A 17,585-nucleotide genomic window follows, 5' to 3' on the forward strand; every position below is an offset into this window, starting at 1 on the left:
GCACAGGCCCCGGGCTCGGCCGTCCCGTTCAGCTCGTCACATGTCCTGATCAACAGAGAGGTTGTTCCAGATGTCATCGCATGTCTCCCGTCGCGGGCTTCTCGGCGGACTGATCGGCGTCGGTGCAATGGCCGCCGTCGGATCGCCGCTGCTGTCGGCCTGTTCGACCGGACCGAAGGTCGCCAACACCAGGGCCGCGGTGAACACGGTCAAACTGCCGACCTTCGTCGCTTTCGACGGTCCGACGCCGCAATACCCGTCGTCGTTGCCCGCCGCCCCGTCCGGCTTCACGAAGTATCCGGCCGACACCGTCCGGACGGTGCCGAAGCCGCCGCTCACCGAGCCGCTGTCGGCGATGGTCGGCACCTTCAGTCCGTTGCCCACCGGGCAGGCCAAGAACCCGGCATGGAAGGAGGTCGAGAGCCGGCTCGGGGCTCGCCTGGACCTGACCATCGTGCCGAACAGTGACTACCTGACGAAGTTCCAGACCGCGATCGCGGGCAAGAAGTTGCCCGACGTCACCCTGGTCAGCACGATCGATCATCCGGCCGAGTTCTTCAATTCGGTCGCGGTCGACCTGACCGCACACCTGTCCGGTGACGCGATCAAGGACTATCCCAACCTGGCGGCGATCCCAACGCTGGCCTGGAAAGATTGCATCGTCGACAACAAGATCTTCAAGCTACCGATCCCGCGCGGTGGCAGTGCCGGTGCCGGGTTCTACAACAAGACCCTGCTGGACAAGGCCGGCATCACGACGATGCCGACCGACACCGACGACTTCCTCGACGCCCTGGTGGAGCTGACCCGACCGCAGGACGGTCATTGGGGCTTCATCAACACCACCGGAAACACCTACTTCCAGGTGATAGCGATGATGTTCGGCGTGCCGTACGGCTGGCGAAACGATCATGGCAAGCTGATCGCCGATCTGGAGACCGACGAGTACGCCGCCGCGATCGAGTACATGACCACGATGGTGAAGAAGAAGCTGCAGGTGCCCGGGTCGGACGGCATCGACGGCACCGCGCGGACCAACAGTTTCAAGGCAGGCAAGGCCGCCTTCGTCCAGGATGGCCTGCCCGGCTATCTGGGCTACTTCAGCGAGATGCCCGAGGGTGAGCCGTTGCCGTACATCCCGGTCGGGGCGCCAGGGCAGAAGGGCGTCACCTACTTCGACAACGTCACCTTCGGCACCACCTTCATCAACAAGAAGAGTGAGGCACGGATACAGCAGATCCTCGGCGCCTTGAACTTCTTCGCCGCGCCCTTCGGCAGCGAGGAGTACACATTGCTGCACTACGGCATCCAGGGTAAGGACCATACCCTGGACAAGAGTGGATCGCCGGTGCTGACCGAACAGGGCAGCCGTGATCTCACCGTCCCGTGGGGCTACCTGGTCGGCCCGGGGCTGACCATTTCCAACTCCGATCCAGACTTCGTCAAGCAGTACATCGACGCGAACCAGGCCGTGGACAAGATGGCGGTCGAGAACCCGTGCAAGAACCTGATCTCGCCGACGTCGAACGAGAAGGGCACCAAGATCTCCACCGACCTCAGCGACGTCCGCAACGACATCATCGCCGGTCGCAAGAAGATGACGGACTGGAAACCGGCCGTCGAGAAGTGGCGCAAGGACGGCGGTGACGCGATGCGCCAGGAGTATCAGTCGGTGCTCTGAGGAGCGTGCCGGCCATGATCAACACACCACCAGGACTCAACGGAGAGGGCCATTCACCATGCATGATCATTCGGCGGACACCCGTACCGGACTACCCCGGCGCACCGCGCTCAGGATCGGAGCAGGGGCAGTGGCGGGCCTCGCCCTGGCAGCCACCACGGCTCGGCCGGCTACCGCCGTCGGACCGTCCCGTCCCGACCCACAGATCCACGGCAATCGTCTACGCCGGGTGACAGCCGACACTACCCGGGTGCTGAAGAACCCCTTGTCCGGTTGGGTTCTTTACGGCAGCACCGGAGTTGCCGACGACTACTGGCAGTCCCTGGATGATCTTGCCGCACCGGTGCGGATCCAGGGCTACGCCAACACCCTCTATCTGCGGATCGCCTGGTCGGTGCTCAACCCGGCCGAGGACGTCTACGGGTGGAACACCGACGACAAGCTGAAATCCTTGATCGACACCGCCCGGCAGCGCGGCATGAAGCTCGCCTTCCGAGTGGTCACCGACAGCCGCGACAAGGCCACCGACTTCACGCCGTCCTATGTCCGCGGCGCCGGCGCGCAGGGTTATCAGACCCAGACCGGCAGTCACACGGTCTGGACCGCCTATCCTGACGATCCGATCTTCCGGGCCAAGTACGAGAAGTTCCTGATCGCCTTCGCCGCGGAGTTCAACGATCCCGAGGTCGTCGACTTCATGGACGGCTACGGGCTCGGCAAGTGGGGCGAGGGACATTCGCTGATCTATCTCGACGACGCTAACCGGGAGGAGGTGTTCCGCTGGAACATCGGTCTGTGGCTGCGGCTGTTCGACAAGGTCCCGGTCGCGGTCAATTACCACCGGTTCATCGGCTGGCACAAGCCGGGCGATCCGCCCTCGGCGACCACCGGCTGGGGCAGCCCGGCACCTGGCAGCCTCGAGTTGCTCACCTGGGCGTTCGAGCAGGGCTGCAGCCTGCGGCATGACGCCTTCGGGATGACCACCTATTACGGCCAGTGGGAACGCGACCTGGCGGCCGCCTGGAAGTTCCGTCGCCCGGTGATCATGGAGGGCGGCTGGATCACCGGGTCGCACAGCTACACCGACGATCCGCGCGGATATCAGACCCCTCGCGACGTCCGGCAGGGGGAATACGACGATTCCGCCGAGGGGCACGTCAACACAATGGACTTCCGGGTCGGCAACGAGACCCTGAGTTGGTTCAACGACGCACCCGACCTGATCGACGCGTTCACCGCCAACGGGTCCTACCGGCTCTATCCGGACACACTGTCGCTGCCGACAGTGCTGCATCCGGGTGCCGCGCCGACCATCGTGCACCGCTGGAGCAATGACGGGTGGGGGTACTGCCCGAACAACCTCCCGCAGTGGGGGTACCGGTACAAGCCGGCCTTTGCCCTGCTCGATGAGGACCTGACGGTGGTAGCGACCGCGGTCGACCGGGACGCCGAGCCGTCGGTCTGGCTGCGCGGCACTTCGACCGAGTACCGGTTCACTCCGAAGATCGACAACGTTCCGGGTGGGCGCTATCAGTGGGGTGTCGCGGTCGTCGACACCGGCCGGTCGGATACTCCGGGGCTGGAGTTGGCAGCCGAGGGCCGAGTCAGCCCGTCCGGCTGGTTGTTGGTGGGGGACTGCACTGTCGGCTGACATCTCGGAATTTCTGATCTGACGAAACTCTGGCCGATCGGGCCGGTCGAAGACTAATATCCGCTGTCTACGCTCCAACTGCCGACAAAGGCTTCGGAAGAGGTAGACCATGACGACGATTCGCGCGGCGATCAGTCAGACGACCTGGACCGGTGACCAGCCCTCGATGCTGGACAAGCATGAGCAGTTCGCCCGGGACGCCGCGGCCGGCGGCGCCCAGGTGATCTGCTTCCAGGAGCTCTTTCACGGGCCGTACTTCGGCATCGTGCAGGATCCGAAGTACTACCGCTTCGCCGAGCCCGCCGACGGGCCGGTGGTGCAGCGATTCGCTGCACTGGCACGCGAGTTGGGGATCGTGATGGTGCTGCCGATCTATGAGGAGGAGCACGCCGGCGTCTACTACAACACCGCCGTCCTCGTCGACGCCGACGGCACCGTGATCGGCAAGTACCGCAAGAACCATCTGCCGCAGGTGGAGAAGTTCTGGGAGAAGTTCTACTTCCGTCCCGGCAACCTCGGCTACCCGGTCTTCGACACCTCGATCGGCCGGATCGGGATGTACATCTGTTACGACCGGCACTTTCCCGAGGGTTGGCGGGAACTCGGCCTGGCCGGTGCCGACATGGTCTTCAACCCCAACGCGACCAAGCCGGGGCTGTCCAACCGACTGTGGGAGATCGAACAACCGGCCGCCGCCGTCGCCAACGGCTACTTCGTGCTCGCTCCCAATCGGGTCGGCCGGGAGGACAACGAGTTCGGCGACGAGGCGGTGGACTTCTACGGCCGCAGTCAGGTCGTCGACCCCCGCGGCAACTACGTCGGCGAGCTCGGGGCCAGCGACCACGAGGAGCTGCTGATCCGTGATCTCGACCTCGATCTGGTCCGGCAGATGCGTGAGGACTGGCAGTTCTACCGGGATCGTCGCCCCGACAGCTACACCGTGATCAGCAAGCCCTGAGGGGGATCCAGCATGGCCACCATCCTGATCACCGGCGGCACCGTCATCCAGGCCACCGGCGAGACGGCCGCCGACGTGTTGATCGACGGCGAACAGATCGCCGCCGTCCTCGCGCCCGGGTCGACGCTGCTCGGACATGATCTTGCTGCCGGTGTCGACCGGGTGATCGACGCCGCAGGCAAGTATGTGATTCCGGGTGGCGTCGATGCCCACACCCACATGGAGATGCCGTTCGGTGGCACGGAAGCCTGCGACACCTTCGAGACCGGCACCCGGGCGGCCGCCTGGGGCGGCACCACGACGATCATCGACTTCGCCATCCAGCGCTCCGGGGAACAGGTCGAGGACGGGTTGGCGCAGTGGCATCGCAAGGCCGACGGCAACTGCGCGATCGACTACGGCTTCCATCAGATCATCGGCGGCGTGGACGAGCAGAGTCTGAAGGCGATGGACACGCTGATCGACGAGGGCATCACCAGCTACAAGTTGTTCATGGCCTATCCCGGCGTCTTCTACTCCGACGACGCCCAGGTGCTGCGTGCGATGCAGAAGGCATCGGAGCTGGGGCTGCTCACCATGATGCACGCCGAGAACGGGCCGGCGATCGACGTGTTGGCCGAGCAATTGGTCGAGCGGGGCAAGACATCGCCGTACTACCACGGGATCGCGCGGGCCTGGCAGCTGGAGGAGGAGGCCACCCATCGGGCGATCATGCTGGCCGATGTCGCCCGGGCTCCGCTCTATGTGGTGCACGTCTCGGCCAAACAAGCGGTCGCGCAACTGGCCGCTGCCCGCGGCGAAGGGAAGAACGTCTTCGGCGAGACCTGCCCGCAGTATCTCTATCTGTCCTTGGAGGAACAGCTCGGAGCGCCGGGATTCGAGGGAGCCAAATGGGTCTGCTCGACGCCGCTGCGGTCCCGGGCCGAGGGACACCAGGACGCGATCTGGCAGGCGCTGCGCGGCAACGATCTACAAATGGTGTCCACCGATCATTGCCCGTTCTGCATGAAGGATCAGAAGGAGTTGGGAGTCGACGACTTCCGGGCCATCCCGAACGGGATCGGCTCGGTGGAGCATCGGATGAACCTGCTCTACCAGGGTGTGGTGACCGGCCGGATCAGCCGGCCGCGCTGGGTCGAGCTGACCTCGACGACTCCGGCGCGGATGTTCGGTCTGTACGGCAGGAAGGGAGTGATCGCGCCCGGAGCCGATGCCGACGTCGTGATCTACGACCCGAACGGCCACACCTCGATCGGGCTGCAGAAGACCCACCACATGAACATGGATCACTCGGCCTGGGAGGGGTTCGAGATCGACGGGCATGTTGATCTTGTCCTCTCCCGCGGGGCGGTGCTGATCGACGACGGCGCCTATGTCGGCCGCAAGGGCCACGGGCGCTATCTGAAACGGGACCTGAGTCAGTACCTGAACTGACCACGGCCCGGACGACCTGGCTGAGGGGGAGCGAATGGACTTCGGGATCGTGCTGCAGTGTGATCCGCCCGCGGCGCGAACGGTCGCGCTGGCGCGGCAGGCCGAGGAATACGGCTTCAGCCACGTCTGGACCTTCGACAGTCATCTGCTGTGGCAGGAGCCGTACGTCATCCACAGCCGGATCCTGGCCGAGACCCGCAGGGTGATGGTCGGGCCGTTCGTCACCAATCCGGCGACCCGCGACTGGACCGTCACCGCCTCGGTGTTCGCCACCCTGAACCAGATGTACGGCAACCGCACCGTCTGCGGCATCGGCCGTGGCGATTCCGCGGTCCGGGTCACCAACGGCAAGCCGACGACCCTGGCCGAGCTGCGGGAGGCGATCGCGGTGATCAAGGGGCTGGCCAACGGCCGGCAGGTCGACTATCGCGGGTCGACGGTGAGATTTCCCTGGGCCGCGGACAGTCGCTGCGAGGTGTGGGTGGCGGCCTACGGGCCGAAGGCGCTGGCGCTGGCCGGTGAGGTCGGTGACGGCTACATCCTGCAGCTCGCCGACCCCGACATCGGGCGCTGGATGATCAACGAAGTCAGACGGGCAGCGATCGAAGCCGGACGCGATCCGGACGCGATCACCTTCTGTGTCGCGGCGCCGTTCTACATCGGTCAGGAGCGGCAGCACATGCGTGATCAGAGCCGGTGGTTCGGCGGCATGGTCGGCAATCACGTCGCCGATCTGGTCGCTCGCTACGGCAAGGACGGCGGCCTCCCGGCCGCCCTCACCGACTACATCGCCGGCCGGCAGGGCTACGACTACAACGAGCACGGCCGGGCCGGCAACACGCACACCGACTTCGTCCCCGACGAGATCATCGACCGCTTCTGCATCCTCGGCTCGGCCACCGATCACATCGCCAGACTCCAACAGCTGAAGGAGATCGGGGTCCATCAGTTCGCCGGCTATCTCCAGCACGACAACAAGGAGGAAACCCTGCGAAGCTACGGTGAGACGGTCATCCCGGCGCTCCGCGAGCACCTGGCCGCCAGATCCTGAGCGCAGCGGCCCCGGCCCGCCGTCCGATCAGGCAGGCGCTGCCGCGGCGAACGCCCGCGCCAGGCCGTGCGGAGCGTCGGCGGCGAAGATCAACTCCAGACTGTCGGCAGAGTCCTGCGCCGCCGCGGCGGAGCGGGGGAAAAGCGCCTCCTGATAGCTCGCTACCGCTTGCTCGAGATCATCCGGTGAGGCCACGATCGCGCGGCCGAACTCGGCACCGTCGAGCATCGCCAGGTTGGCGCCCTCACCGGCGAAGGGGGACATCAGGTGGGCGGCGTCGCCGAGCAGCGTGACGCCCGGTGTGTGGGGCCAGCTGTGGCCGACCGGCAACGCGTTGATCCGGCGCGGGATGATCGGACCGTCGGCGTGTTCGATCATCCCGCGGAGCGCAGGGTGCCAGCCGTCCAGCATCTTTGACACGGTGGTCCGGGCCGTCGCGGTGTCGGCGAAGTCGATGGTGTCGATCCAGTCCTCCGCACACCGATGGCCGACGTAGACGTGCAGGCTGCCGTCGGCTTCGCGATGCCCGAGGACGCCGAGATCGCCGTCGAGAGCGAACAGCATGCCGCCGCCCATCATGGCCGCCTCCGCCGGATGCCGACGGTCCGCGTCGTGCAGATCCACCTCCAGGAAGCAGATCCCGGCATAGGCCGGACGGGCGTCGGAAACCAGCGGCCGGATCCGCGACCACGCACCGTCGGCGCCGATCAGCAGATCGGTGGTGTAGCTGCGGCCGTCCGCCAGCTGCACCAGGTGACGTCCGGTCGCGGAGTCGATCGGCTCGGCACCGGTGACCTTCTGGCCCCAGCGGATGGTCGCCGCGGGCAGTGCATCCAGCAGCAGATCGCGGAGCTGTCCGCGGTCGATCTCCGGACGATCGAACGTGCCCGGATCGGCCTCGTCGCGGAGCACCGTTCCGCTGCGGTCGACGATCCGCATCGCCTCACCGCCGGGATGGACCAAGGTGCGGAAGGAGTCGTGCAGCCCGGCGGTGCGCAGTGCGCTCTGCCCACTCTCGGCGTGGATGTCGAGCATGCCGCCCTGGACCCGGGAGTGGCGGGAGGGTTCGGCTTCCAGTACGACCGTGTCGATGCCGTTCGCCGTCAGGACGCGGGCCAGGGTGAGGCCGCCTAGTCCGCCGCCGACGATGCAGATGGGGAGGTGTTCGGGTGTCATCGGTGGTCCTCCTGTGTGGGTGGGGTGGTGATCGTGGCGGTCGCGGCGATCCCGGACAGCACCGCTCGGAACGCCCATCGCAGTCGATCGGGACCGTTGCCGGCCAGGGCCACGTCGGCGTGCGCTGCCAGGTGCGGCAGCCGCCCGGGATCCGCGGCGCGGACCGCGGCCTCGACCGCAGCCCAACCATGGCTCGGATCGACGGCAGGGTTGGGATCCGCGGTGTCCCGGGCGCCGTGCTCGGCGGCTTCCGCGGTGCCGAGCAAGATCAACAGGTCGGCGCCCCAGGCGGCCCGGTCGGGTGCGACGTCGCCGTCGAGCAGCAGACCGAGCAGCCGGTCGAACAGGCCGAGAGCGTGTTCGCCGGACGGTCTGATCATCAGCGCCGCACGTGCCAGTCCGGGGTAGCCGGACAGCAGCACGGTGTAGTCGATCAGGAGTTGCTCGACCTGCTCGGTCCAGGGTCCGGAGCCGGACGGCCGCAGATCGCCGAGCAGTCGATCCAGCATCGCGCTGTGCAGCTCCGCGGTGTTGGCGACGTAGACGTACAACGATGCCGGGCCGGTGTCGAGCTCCTGGGCCACTCGCCGCATCGTCACCTTGGCCAAGCCCTCGGTCCGCATGATCTCGACCGCGGAGTCGATGATCCAGTCGCGGGACAGCGGCGGTTTGGCGGGGCGATCGCGTCGGCTGCGTGGCGATGACTCGGAAGCGTTCACGAACACCATCGTAACGAACATGTTCGTTACGAACAAGTTTGGTCCCGCTGTGTGTCGATCCAGATCGAAAGACATTGCCCCGACCGACCGGGCCGGTCGAGTCTTGGCTCTCTGTGCTCGAAACCTGTTGATCATGAAGGGTGTGCAGTGACAACCAGAACCAGGACCATCGGCCGCCGCCGACAGCGTCGGCTCCTGACAGCGGTGACGATCATGATCGGTGCGCTGCTGGTCGGCGCCTGTGGTACGACCAGCAGTGTGACCGCCGGATCGAAGGGGTCGGCAGCCGGTGAGAAGATCGACAACCTGAAGATCATCGTCCCGGCCGAGCCCGGTGGTGGATGGGATCAGACCGGGCGGGCGATGCAGCGGGCTGTGGACACGGCTGCGCTGGCCGGCAACACCCAGGTCCAGAACATCGGCGGATCAGGCGGCACCGTCGGCCTGGCCAAGCTGGCCCAGGAGAAGGAGCCGGACACCCTGATGGTCACCGGCCTGGTGATGGTCGGTGCGATCGAGACCAACAAGTCCGAGACCACCCTGGCCGACACCACGCCGATCGCGCGGCTGACCGAGGAACCGCTGGTCGTCGTGGTGCCGGCCGAGTCGCCGTACAAGACGATCGACGACCTGATCGAAGCCGTGCAGCAGAAGGGGCGAGGTGTGTCGATCACCGGCGGCTCGGCCGGTGGAGCCGATCACATCCTGGCCGGGATGATGCTGAAGGACGCCGGCGTCGGCGCCGACAAGCTCAACTACATCCCGTACTCCGGCGGTGGCGAATCGCTGGCCGCGCTGCTCGGCAACAAGGTCGATGCTGGGATCTCCGGCGTCGCCGAATATGCCGACCAGGTCAAGGCGGGCAAGCTGCGGGCGCTGGCGGTGTCCGGTGCCGCGGCCAGCCCGGAGTTGCCCAAGATCAAGACTCTCAGCGACCAAGGGGTCGATGTCACCCTCACCAACTGGCGCGGTGTGATCGCCCCGGGCGACATCGACCAGCAGAAGGCAGCACAGTTGACCCGACTGGTCGATGACATGCACGGCAGCGGTGGGTGGAAGAAGGCGCTGAAGACCAACTCCTGGGAGGATGCCTACCTGTCCGGGAAGGAGTTCTCCGGCTATCTCGCCGCCGAGACCACCAGCGTGCAGGGAACGCTGCGTGACATTGGTCTGACCAAGTAGTGGGGTCTGACCGGGTAGTGGGGTCTGACCGAGTAGTGGCGCGGTCGGCGACAGCGGTCGGCGAGTTGATCTTCGCCGTCGCGGTGGCGGCGGCCGGTGGCGTCGTGCTGGTCGCGGCCGGTTCGATAGCGTCGCCACTCGGCGCGTCCGATCCCGGGCCGCGGGCCTTCCCTCGCGTGGTCGGCGCGTTCACCCTGGTGATCGGCATCCTGCTGGTGATCACCGTGCTCCGTGGCCACACCGGCCGCGCCGAGGAATCGGAAGACGTCGACTCCGCTGCTCGCACCGGCTGGACGACGGTCGGACTGCTGGTCGCGGCGCTGGTCGGACATGTGTTCTTGATCATTCCACTCGGCTGGCCGGTGGCGGCTGCTGCCCTGTTCATCGCTACCGGCTGGATCCTCGGCGCCCGGCGATGGCGGATCCTGCCGATCGGCATCGCGCTCGCGTTGATCGTCCAGGCGGTCTTCGGTGGCTTGCTCGGGCTGTCGCTACCGCCCGGTCCGCTGCTGTCCGGGCTGCAGACGTTCGGGCTGGAGGTGTTCGGTGGATAGCCTCGCCGGTCTGGTGCACGGCTTCAGTGCCGCCGCGCAGCCGGAGTTCCTGTTGTATGCCCTGTTCGGTGTGCTGGTCGGGACCGCCGTCGGTGTACTGCCCGGCATCGGCCCGGCGATGACCCTTGCTCTGCTGATGCCGATCACCTATCAGTTGGAACCGACCGCGGCGATCATCGTGTTCGCCGGCATCTACTACGGCGGCATGTACGGCGGCTCGACGACATCGATCCTGCTGAACACACCCGGAGAGTCCGCCTCCATCGTGACAGCGTTGGAGGGAAACCTGATGGCCAAGGCAGGACGCGGCGCCGCAGCGTTGGCCACGGCCGCGATCGGCTCCTTCGTCGCAGGAACCATCGCGACGATGGCACTCACGCTCGCTGCACCCGGATTGGCCGAGGTTGCCGTCCGGCTCGGGCCGGTGGACTACGTCGCTGTGATGGTGGTCGCCTTCCTCACTGTCGGTGCCCTGTTGGGCGCGTCGGTGCTGCGTGGTCTGGCAGCGTTGGGACTCGGATTGATCATCGGACTGGTCGGAGTGGACGGGATCAGCGGCCAGTCCCGCTACACCTTCGGACTGCCGGTCCTCGGCGACGGCATCGACGTCGTGCTGGTCGCGGTCGGACTGTTCGCTGTCGGGGAAGGGCTCTATGTTGCCTCCCGGCTCCGGCACGACCCGCCGGAGTTGATCAAGATCGGTGCCAACCGGATGTCCAGGGAGGACGTCGGGAGGTCCTGGCCGTCCTGGCTGCGGGGCACCATGATCGGCTTCCCGATCGGGACCATCCCGGCCGGCGGTGCGGACCTGGCAACCTTCCTGTCCTACGCCGCAGAACGCAAACTGGCCAAAGGAAAACGCCGCGCCGAATTCGGGAACGGTGCCATCGAAGGGGTTGCCGGGCCGGAGGCGGCGAACAACGCCGCGGCAGCCGGTGTGCTGGTGCCACTGCTCACCCTCGGGCTGCCGACGACGGCGACCGCGGCGATGATGGTCGCCGCGTTCCAGCGCTATCAGATCGCTCCCGGGCCGCAGCTGTTCGCGGAGAACTCCGCCCTGGTCTGGACCTTGATCGCCAGCCTCTACATCGGCAACGTGATGCTGCTGGTGCTCAACCTGCCGCTGGTCGGGATCTGGGTGACGATCCTGCAGATCCCGCGGCCCTATCTGTACGCGGGCATCCTCCTTTTTGCTGCCCTCGGTGCCTTCGCTGTCAACTTCACTCCGGCCGATGTCTTCCTGCTGTTGGTGATCGGACTGATCGGCTTCTTCATGCGTCGTTACGGCTACCCGGTCGCACCGATGGTGGTCGGACTGATCCTGGGGCCGATCTTCGAACGTCAGTTGCGGCGGGCGCTGGCCATCGCCGAGGGCGATCCGCTGACGCTGATTTCGTCACCCTTCGCAGTGCTCGTCTATGCCGCACTGGTGATCATCTTCGTCGTCTCGGCCTGGCTGCGGCGGCGTCGCTCCGCGGCCTCGGTGTGATCGCGGAGCGGCACGCCGAGGACAACACCGGGTTCGGCGGGTCGTGGCGTGGGTCGTTATCGTCGGGGGTCCTGTCGATCACGAGTGACTTGGAGCGATGCCATGAGCCAGCCGACGAACGATGCACGGACCACCGGGGCGGCCGCGCAGGCCGACGGTGCCCTGCAGCTCGACGGCGAACGCGACAGCATCACCGCCTACTACCGCGACTGGGCGGCCAGCTACGACCAGGACATGCTGGAGGAAGGGTATGCCGGTCCGTTCATCATCGCGGGTCTGGCCGCGATGATCACCGACGCTGGCAGCTCGATCCAGGCGATCGACGTTGGTTGCGGCACCGGTCTTGTCGGGCGGTTGCTGCACCAGCGCAGGCCGGCCGTGCGGATCCTCGGTGTTGATCTTTCCGAGGAGATGGCCGAGATCGCGGCCCGCGATGATTCCTACGTCTCGTCCCTCGGCGGTGTCGATCTGCTGGAGTACGCCGCGGCGGAGGATGCGCCGACCTTCCCGTTGGTGTTGTGTTGCGGCACCCTGACCCACGGCCACGTCGGCGTCGAAGGGCTGGACGCCCTGCTGCGGATCACCAGCGCCGGGGGACATCTCGCGGTCAGTGTCCGGCACAGTCACTCGGTCGAGCACGGCTACCGGGACAAGGTCGCCGCGCTGGCTGCCGCCGGTGCTGTCGATGTTGTCAGCGAGTTGATCAATGCGCCGTACCTGGACAACGGCGGCGCGGACTACTGGTTGCTCCGCAAGGCTGCCGGATGATCATCCGACGGGCTGAGGCCCGCGACGGTGATCGCGAGCAGTCTGTTCGCTCGCGCAGCCGGATCGGTAGCGTGTTCGGTCGCCAGGGCCATGCCCACCACGAGAGTGATCAACTCCGACGGGGTCACGTCCGCGGACATCCTGCCGTCCCGGGCGGCCGCCCGTAGCAGCGGCGCCGCCGCTTCCTCGATCGTGGCCGCGCAGCTGTTCCCGCGGATCGGGTCGGCGTCGTGCTCGTAGCTGAGGGCGGTCGCCAACCCGCGGGCCGTCACGCAGTAGTCGATGAGCTCGCCCAACCAGGTCAGCAGCGCGGTGCGGCTGTCCGAGGTCCCGGCCAGTTCCTGTGCGCGAACCCGAAGCGCCTCGACCCGATCATGGGACACCGCCTCCAGCAACGCCTGGCGGGTGGGGAAGTGGCGGCGCACGGTGGCCGAACCGACCCCTGCGGTCCGGGCGATCTGTTCCAGTGACGCCTCGGCACCGTGGGCGGCAACCTCCGCATCGGCCACGGTCAGGATGCGTGCGTAGTTGCGGCGTGCGTCGGCACGCTGTCGATCCGACATCTCGCTTCCGATCTTGCTAAGTGGCGGGGTCCGCCATATCCTATCAAGGAATAATCGGCGGACCCCGCCACTTAGCTTCGGCCGCTGGCGCGGCCGGCCCTCAGGAGGAGATTCATGTCCGTAGCAGCTATGCCGATCCTGGTCACCGGTGCGACGGGACGGCAGGGCGGTGCCACCGCGCGCGCTCTGCTCGCCAGGGGCGTTCCGGTCCGTGCCCTGGTTCGCGATCCGAGCACCGAGCGAGCCAGGTCGGTGCGGGCCGAAGGCGCCGATCTGGTCGTCGGCGATCTCCTGGACCGCGACTCGGTGGTTCGGGCGGCCGACGGTGTCCGCGGGGTGTTCTCCGTGCAGATGCCCCGGATGTCGGCGGCGGGTGTCGACTTCGACGGGGAGGTGGCGCAGGCCATCAACCTCATCGAAGGAGCCAAGGCCGCCGGCGTGAGGCAGTTCGTGCACACCTCGGTCAGTGGCGCGGGCCAGCACACCGAACTCCCCGGCTGGGCCGACGGCCGGTGGCGGTCGCTGGAGGCGACGATGGGCGCGAAGGCGGCAATCCAGGATCGACTCCGCGACGCCGGCTTCGCCCACTGGACCCTGCTCAAGCCGGGCTTCTTCATGGAGAATTTCCTTCCCTCCATGCGGTTCCTGTTCCCGCGTGGCATCGAGGGCGGCCTGGTCAGCGTGCTCAAGCCCGACACCTGGATGTCACCGGTCGCGACCGAGGACATCGGCGCCGCGGCCGCCGCCGCCTTCGCCGATCCACAACGTTTCGACCGTGTCGAACTGGAGCTGGCCAGCGATTACCTGACGATGAGTCGGATCGCCGAGATCCTGTCCCGAGTGCTCGGCACCCCGCTGGCCGCGCCGGACATGACCGAGCAGCAGGCCTTCGCTGCCGGGATGCCCGCGATGGGTGCATCGCACGCGCACATGAACGTGGCCGGTCAACCCGCGCGCCCGGAGTACGCGACGAAGCTCGGCATCCCGCTGACCAGCTTCGAGGCCTGGGCAACGGCGAATATTGGCCGCTCATCCTGAAGCTGGTTCACGATCGATTCGATCGTGTCGGTGCGGCCTTGACTCTCGGGTGGCAGAGAGTGGGACCGTACGGCTGTGGGCCTTGGTGAATGGATCGGAATCGGCGCGTTCGCGCAATTGTCGGGACTGACGGTCGAGACACTGCGGCACTACCACCAGGTCGGCCTGCTCGTGCCGGCCGAGGTCGATGGTCGCACCGGCTACCGCAGGTACCTGCTGCGCCAGCTACCGCGAGCACGCTGGCTGTCCTGCGGGACGTCGGGATGCCCTTGGACGAGGTCGCGGCGATCGCCGGCACCGCCGATCGGGAGATCCGGCGCGCGCAGCTGATCGAACATCGTCGACGCCTGGCGCAGGCTGCACATCGGGCTGCTGCCCGGGTGGATGCGATGGACCGGATGATCGAAAGGGAGGACGTCGTGGAGTCAGCGCTGCGAGTCGATGAGGGGGCGCCACTGCTGACGGATCGCAGAATGGCGAAGGAACTTCACGGCACGCTCGATCGAACGGACTTCGGTCATCTGGGTGTCCGTCACGAGGGGAAAGTCCGTGACAGCTACGTCGACGGAGATGTTCGCACGATCGTGACCACCGACCGGTTGTCGGCTTTCGACCGGTACGTGGGAACCATCCCGTTCAAGGGACAGATCCTCAACGCGATCGCGAACTACTGGTTCGACGCCACCGCCGACATTGTCTCGAATCACCTCCTCGAGGTACCCGACCCCAACGTCTGGCGGGTTCGCGAGTGCACTCCGATACCGCTCGAGTTCGTCGTCCGGGGCTACGCCACGGGCGTCACGAACACGTCGTTGTGGGTCAACTACGAGGCGGGTGAGCGGAACATCGCGGGCAACCTGCTGCCCGAGGGGCTTCGGAGGAACGAGCGGTTGCCGGCCCCGATTCTGACGCCGACGACGAAGTTCGAGATCCGTGATCGAAACCTCAGCCGCGCCGACGCCATCGCTGACGGGTTGGTGACGGCGGAACTGTTCGACCGTTGCGCCGACGTTTGCTTCCGACTGTTCGCTCGGGGGACTGAGCTTGCCGCCCGCCGCGGACTGATCCTGGTCGACACGAAGTATGAGCTGGGGCTGCTCGGTGACGAGATCGTGCTCATCGACGAGATCCACACGCCCGACAGTTCGCGCTACTGGTACGCAGACCGCTACGACGAGCTGTTCCAAAGCGGCGAGGAACAACGATCTCTGGACAAGGAGCCGTTGCGGGAATGGCTGGTGGAGCGAGGGTTCCACGGCGAAGGGGAAGCACCCGTCCTGACCGACGAGGTCCGGATCGCGACGGCAACCCGCTACATCCTCCTGGCTGAGGAACTGACGCAGCAGCCTTTCCAGGCAGCCGAACTCACGGCCGCGGACCGCGTGGCCAGAGCCCTTGAAAGTTGACGAACTCCACGCACCGGTGCGGCCAGTGGCTGTTCCGATGAGTCCGCGTGATCACGATCTTCGAGACGGCGGTGAACCGGGGTCCCAGCTGCGCATGACGCCTCCTTGCGGACACGTGTGGGGCTCTGCCCCAGTGATCGATCCCTTGTGCCACACCGACCAGAGTCGTTATGGGCAGATCTCCGGACTTCTGTCAGCGGCCCCTGCGACCGGACGATTCGACGCTCAGTCGCTCGTGGCATTGCCCTGTCGGCGCGCAGGTACTTGGTTACTCGAGGATCGAGTCCCCAGGATCGCGGATCGACAACTCCAAGCTCGAGTAGCCTGCCGCGACCCCATGAATGCCGGTGGAGAGGGGTGGTCCCGGTGGAATGTCCGGGGGTTTGCTGCCAATCCAGACTGCCCGGTCATTGATCCTCTCCTGGCAGGTCGGAGACCGATCAAGCGTGGCGGCTGAGCTCCTAAGCTGGCCACCTGCCCGGTCAACGATGATGTCCGGGTATCTACTCCTGCGGAACGAAGCCGGCGTGGCCGGCTCGTGGGCTCCGAGCAGTGCGTCGGGCTGAGTTGTGTTCTGGGCAAGCCGTAAAGTTGATCATGGTCGGGATCAGTCCAGGGGAGGGTCGGCACCGGGTATGGGCTTCGTCGATGAAGGTCCGAACCGGTGAATCTCGTTGGGCAGAGTCGGGCTGCTGTCCTAGGTTCTTCCGAATGGATCTGGTTTCTCCGCCGAAGCTGCAGCCCGGCGACAAGGTGGCGGTCGTGTCGCCCTCGTTCGCCGCACCCGCGGTTGCACTCGCTGTGCATGCTCAAGCTCTCGAGCGGTTGACGTCGGTCACCGGGCTCGAGCCGGTGGAGTTTCGCACCACCCGCCGGCTGAATGCCTCACCGCGCGAGCGAGCGGACGACCTGAATGCCGCCTTTGCCGACCCGTCGATCCGAGCGGTGCTGGCGACGATCGGGGGCGATGATCAGATCACGGTCATCCCGCATCTGAATGCCGAAGTGATGGCGGAGGATCCGAAACCGTTCCTCGGCTACAGCGACAACACCAATCTGTTGAACTGGCTGTGGACCCACGGCATCGCCGGGTTCCACGGCGGTGCCACCCAACTCCACCTCGGGCCCGGCCCGCAGGTCGACCCCGTCCATGCGGCATCGCTGCGCGCAGCCCTGATGACCGGCGAGACGTTGGAGATCACCGAGCCTGGCGAGTCGGAGGACTTTGGCCACGACTGGCAGGATTCGCGAGCACTGGTGGAGTTCGGTGATCGCGAGCCGACCGAGCCGTGGACCTGGGCAGGACCGAGCCGGGTTGTGGTCGGCCGCACCTGGGGTGGCTGCATCGAGGTCCTGCAATGGATTCTGACCGCCGGACGGTTCCCGGCCGACCCATCGGTCCTGCGGGGCGGGGTGCTGCTGCTGGAGGCATCGGAGGATCTCATCTCGGCCACCGAGTTCGGCTGGATCCTTCGTTCGCTGGGCGAGCGGGGAGTGATCGCGGCGGTCGACGCCGTGCTGGTGGCCCGACCGCCGACGTCGCGTTCCGCCCTGCGACCGTCCGCGGCCGAACGGCAATCGCATCGTCAGGCGCAGCGAGACGTCGTCACGGAGCTCGTCGATCACTACAACCGCGAGGCGGTGGTCGTCATCGGACCACCGTTCGGCCACACGCGTCCGCAATGGATCCTGCCGTACGGGGGACGCGTCACCGTCGACGGCATCAGTCGTCGACTGTTCGCCGACTATCGCTGACGCGGCCGCTTCGGACCGGAGTGAACCGGTCTGCGGTTCGCGGCCCGGACGACCCTGAGCGCGGCGCCCGGTTGACATCGACGCCGGAGACTGACTAAATATGTGTTGCTGACTAGCCATGCCAACCGGCATTCGTGACGGGGGTCGACCTGTTCCCACC

The 17,585-nt window shown here is 66.5% G+C and carries 16 protein-coding genes; 13 read left to right on the top strand and 3 right to left on the bottom strand.

What is annotated here, in order from left to right; genetic code table 11:
* The first annotated feature begins 70 nt into the window (after window positions 1-70).
* From BLU38_RS17695 to BLU38_RS17715, 5 genes are all read left to right on the top strand, one after another.
* Window positions 71-1,681: an extracellular solute-binding protein gene (locus BLU38_RS17695; protein WP_091526818.1), complete on the top strand. Its 1,611-nt coding sequence runs from the start codon at window positions 71-73 to the stop codon at window positions 1,679-1,681.
* Between the two features lie 229 nt (window positions 1,682-1,910).
* The gene (locus BLU38_RS17700; RefSeq protein ID WP_157683534.1) at window positions 1,911-3,332 is read left to right on the top strand and encodes a DUF4832 domain-containing protein; all 1,422 of its coding nucleotides are present in this window, start codon (window positions 1,911-1,913) and stop codon (window positions 3,330-3,332) included.
* A 109-nt stretch (window positions 3,333-3,441) separates the two neighbouring features.
* A complete protein-coding gene (locus BLU38_RS17705; protein WP_091526820.1) occupies window positions 3,442-4,290 on the top strand; it encodes a nitrilase-related carbon-nitrogen hydrolase in 849 nt (282 codons plus the stop codon).
* A 12-nt stretch (window positions 4,291-4,302) separates the two neighbouring features.
* Entirely contained in the window at window positions 4,303-5,724 is a 1,422-nt protein-coding gene (gene hydA, locus BLU38_RS17710; RefSeq protein ID WP_091526821.1) for a dihydropyrimidinase, read from the top strand.
* Window positions 5,725-5,758: 34 nt separating this feature from the next.
* Window positions 5,759-6,775 carry a TIGR03842 family LLM class F420-dependent oxidoreductase gene (locus BLU38_RS17715; protein WP_091526822.1) on the top strand — a complete coding sequence of 339 codons (1,017 nt, stop codon included), beginning with the start codon at window positions 5,759-5,761 and terminating at the stop codon, window positions 6,773-6,775.
* Window positions 6,776-6,802: 27 nt separating this feature from the next.
* Here BLU38_RS17715 and BLU38_RS17720 read toward each other — a convergent pair whose 3' ends face one another.
* A complete protein-coding gene (locus BLU38_RS17720) occupies window positions 6,803-7,951 on the bottom strand; it encodes an FAD-dependent oxidoreductase (RefSeq protein ID WP_091526823.1) in 1,149 nt (382 codons plus the stop codon).
* The gene (locus tag BLU38_RS17725) at window positions 7,948-8,670 is read right to left on the bottom strand and encodes a TetR/AcrR family transcriptional regulator (RefSeq protein WP_197679760.1); all 723 of its coding nucleotides are present in this window, start codon (window positions 8,668-8,670) and stop codon (window positions 7,948-7,950) included. Before BLU38_RS17725 ends, BLU38_RS17720 begins: the two co-directional genes overlap by 4 nt.
* A 147-nt stretch (window positions 8,671-8,817) precedes the next feature.
* On the opposite strand from BLU38_RS17725, the gene BLU38_RS17730 reads away from it, so the two are divergent.
* The 4 genes from BLU38_RS17730 (at window position 8,818) to BLU38_RS17745 (ending at window position 12,663) form a co-directional block, all read left to right on the top strand.
* On the top strand, window positions 8,818-9,852 hold the full coding sequence (locus BLU38_RS17730) for a Bug family tripartite tricarboxylate transporter substrate binding protein (RefSeq protein WP_231919902.1): 1,035 nt from the start codon (window positions 8,818-8,820) through the stop codon (window positions 9,850-9,852).
* 35 nt (window positions 9,853-9,887) lie between these two features.
* The gene (locus tag BLU38_RS17735; RefSeq protein WP_091526824.1) at window positions 9,888-10,406 is read left to right on the top strand and encodes a tripartite tricarboxylate transporter TctB family protein; all 519 of its coding nucleotides are present in this window, start codon (window positions 9,888-9,890) and stop codon (window positions 10,404-10,406) included.
* Window positions 10,399-11,895 (top strand): tripartite tricarboxylate transporter permease, encoded by a 1,497-nt coding sequence (locus BLU38_RS17740; RefSeq protein WP_091526825.1) that lies wholly within the window; start codon window positions 10,399-10,401, stop codon window positions 11,893-11,895. The genes BLU38_RS17735 and BLU38_RS17740 overlap by 8 nt, the downstream gene beginning before the upstream one ends.
* A gap of 102 nt (window positions 11,896-11,997) precedes the next feature.
* Window positions 11,998-12,663: a class I SAM-dependent DNA methyltransferase gene (locus tag BLU38_RS17745; RefSeq protein WP_091526826.1), complete on the top strand. Its 666-nt coding sequence runs from the start codon at window positions 11,998-12,000 to the stop codon at window positions 12,661-12,663.
* On the opposite strand, the gene BLU38_RS17750 is transcribed toward BLU38_RS17745, so the two are convergent.
* A complete protein-coding gene (locus BLU38_RS17750) occupies window positions 12,633-13,226 on the bottom strand; it encodes a TetR/AcrR family transcriptional regulator (protein WP_091526827.1) in 594 nt (197 codons plus the stop codon). The two genes, BLU38_RS17745 and BLU38_RS17750, sit on opposite strands and share 31 nt — an antisense overlap.
* Before the next feature lie 114 nt (window positions 13,227-13,340).
* On the opposite strand from BLU38_RS17750, the gene BLU38_RS17755 reads away from it, so the two are divergent.
* The 4 genes from BLU38_RS17755 (at window position 13,341) to BLU38_RS17770 (ending at window position 17,425) form a co-directional block, all read left to right on the top strand.
* On the top strand, window positions 13,341-14,264 hold the full coding sequence (locus BLU38_RS17755; protein ID WP_091526828.1) for an NmrA/HSCARG family protein: 924 nt from the start codon (window positions 13,341-13,343) through the stop codon (window positions 14,262-14,264).
* A 75-nt stretch (window positions 14,265-14,339) separates the two neighbouring features.
* Window positions 14,340-14,594, top strand: a complete 255-nt coding sequence (locus BLU38_RS32390) for a MerR family DNA-binding transcriptional regulator (RefSeq protein ID WP_091526829.1) — start codon at window positions 14,340-14,342, stop codon at window positions 14,592-14,594.
* The gene (locus BLU38_RS17765) at window positions 14,528-15,670 is read left to right on the top strand and encodes a phosphoribosylaminoimidazolesuccinocarboxamide synthase (protein WP_091526830.1); all 1,143 of its coding nucleotides are present in this window, start codon (window positions 14,528-14,530) and stop codon (window positions 15,668-15,670) included. Before BLU38_RS32390 ends, BLU38_RS17765 begins: the two co-directional genes overlap by 67 nt.
* 552 nt (window positions 15,671-16,222) lie before the next feature.
* On the top strand, window positions 16,223-17,425 hold the full coding sequence (locus BLU38_RS17770) for a S66 family peptidase (protein ID WP_231919903.1): 1,203 nt from the start codon (window positions 16,223-16,225) through the stop codon (window positions 17,423-17,425).
* The last annotated feature ends 160 nt before the right edge of the window (window positions 17,426-17,585 follow it).

The sequence above is a fragment of the Microlunatus soli genome (genome assembly GCF_900105385.1).
Taxonomy (GTDB): Bacteria; Actinomycetota; Actinomycetes; order Propionibacteriales; family Propionibacteriaceae; genus Microlunatus; species Microlunatus soli.

Excerpts from the sequence above, each read along its gene's own strand:
- BLU38_RS17765 (WP_091526830.1), top strand. The coding sequence starts at position 14,528 with ATGCCCTTGGACGAGGTCGCGGCGATCGCCGGCACCGCCGATCGGGAG.
- BLU38_RS17755 (WP_091526828.1), top strand. The coding sequence starts at position 13,341 with ATGTCCGTAGCAGCTATGCCGATCCTGGTCACCGGTGCGACGGGACGG.
- BLU38_RS17745 (WP_091526826.1), top strand. The coding sequence starts at position 11,998 with ATGAGCCAGCCGACGAACGATGCACGGACCACCGGGGCGGCCGCGCAG.
- BLU38_RS17750 (WP_091526827.1), bottom strand. The coding sequence starts at position 13,226 with ATGTCGGATCGACAGCGTGCCGACGCACGCCGCAACTACGCACGCATC.
- BLU38_RS17695 (WP_091526818.1), top strand. The coding sequence starts at position 71 with ATGTCATCGCATGTCTCCCGTCGCGGGCTTCTCGGCGGACTGATCGGC.
- BLU38_RS17715 (WP_091526822.1), top strand. The coding sequence starts at position 5,759 with ATGGACTTCGGGATCGTGCTGCAGTGTGATCCGCCCGCGGCGCGAACG.
- BLU38_RS17720 (WP_091526823.1), bottom strand. The coding sequence starts at position 7,951 with ATGACACCCGAACACCTCCCCATCTGCATCGTCGGCGGCGGACTAGGC.
- hydA (WP_091526821.1), top strand. The coding sequence starts at position 4,303 with ATGGCCACCATCCTGATCACCGGCGGCACCGTCATCCAGGCCACCGGC.
- BLU38_RS17705 (WP_091526820.1), top strand. The coding sequence starts at position 3,442 with ATGACGACGATTCGCGCGGCGATCAGTCAGACGACCTGGACCGGTGAC.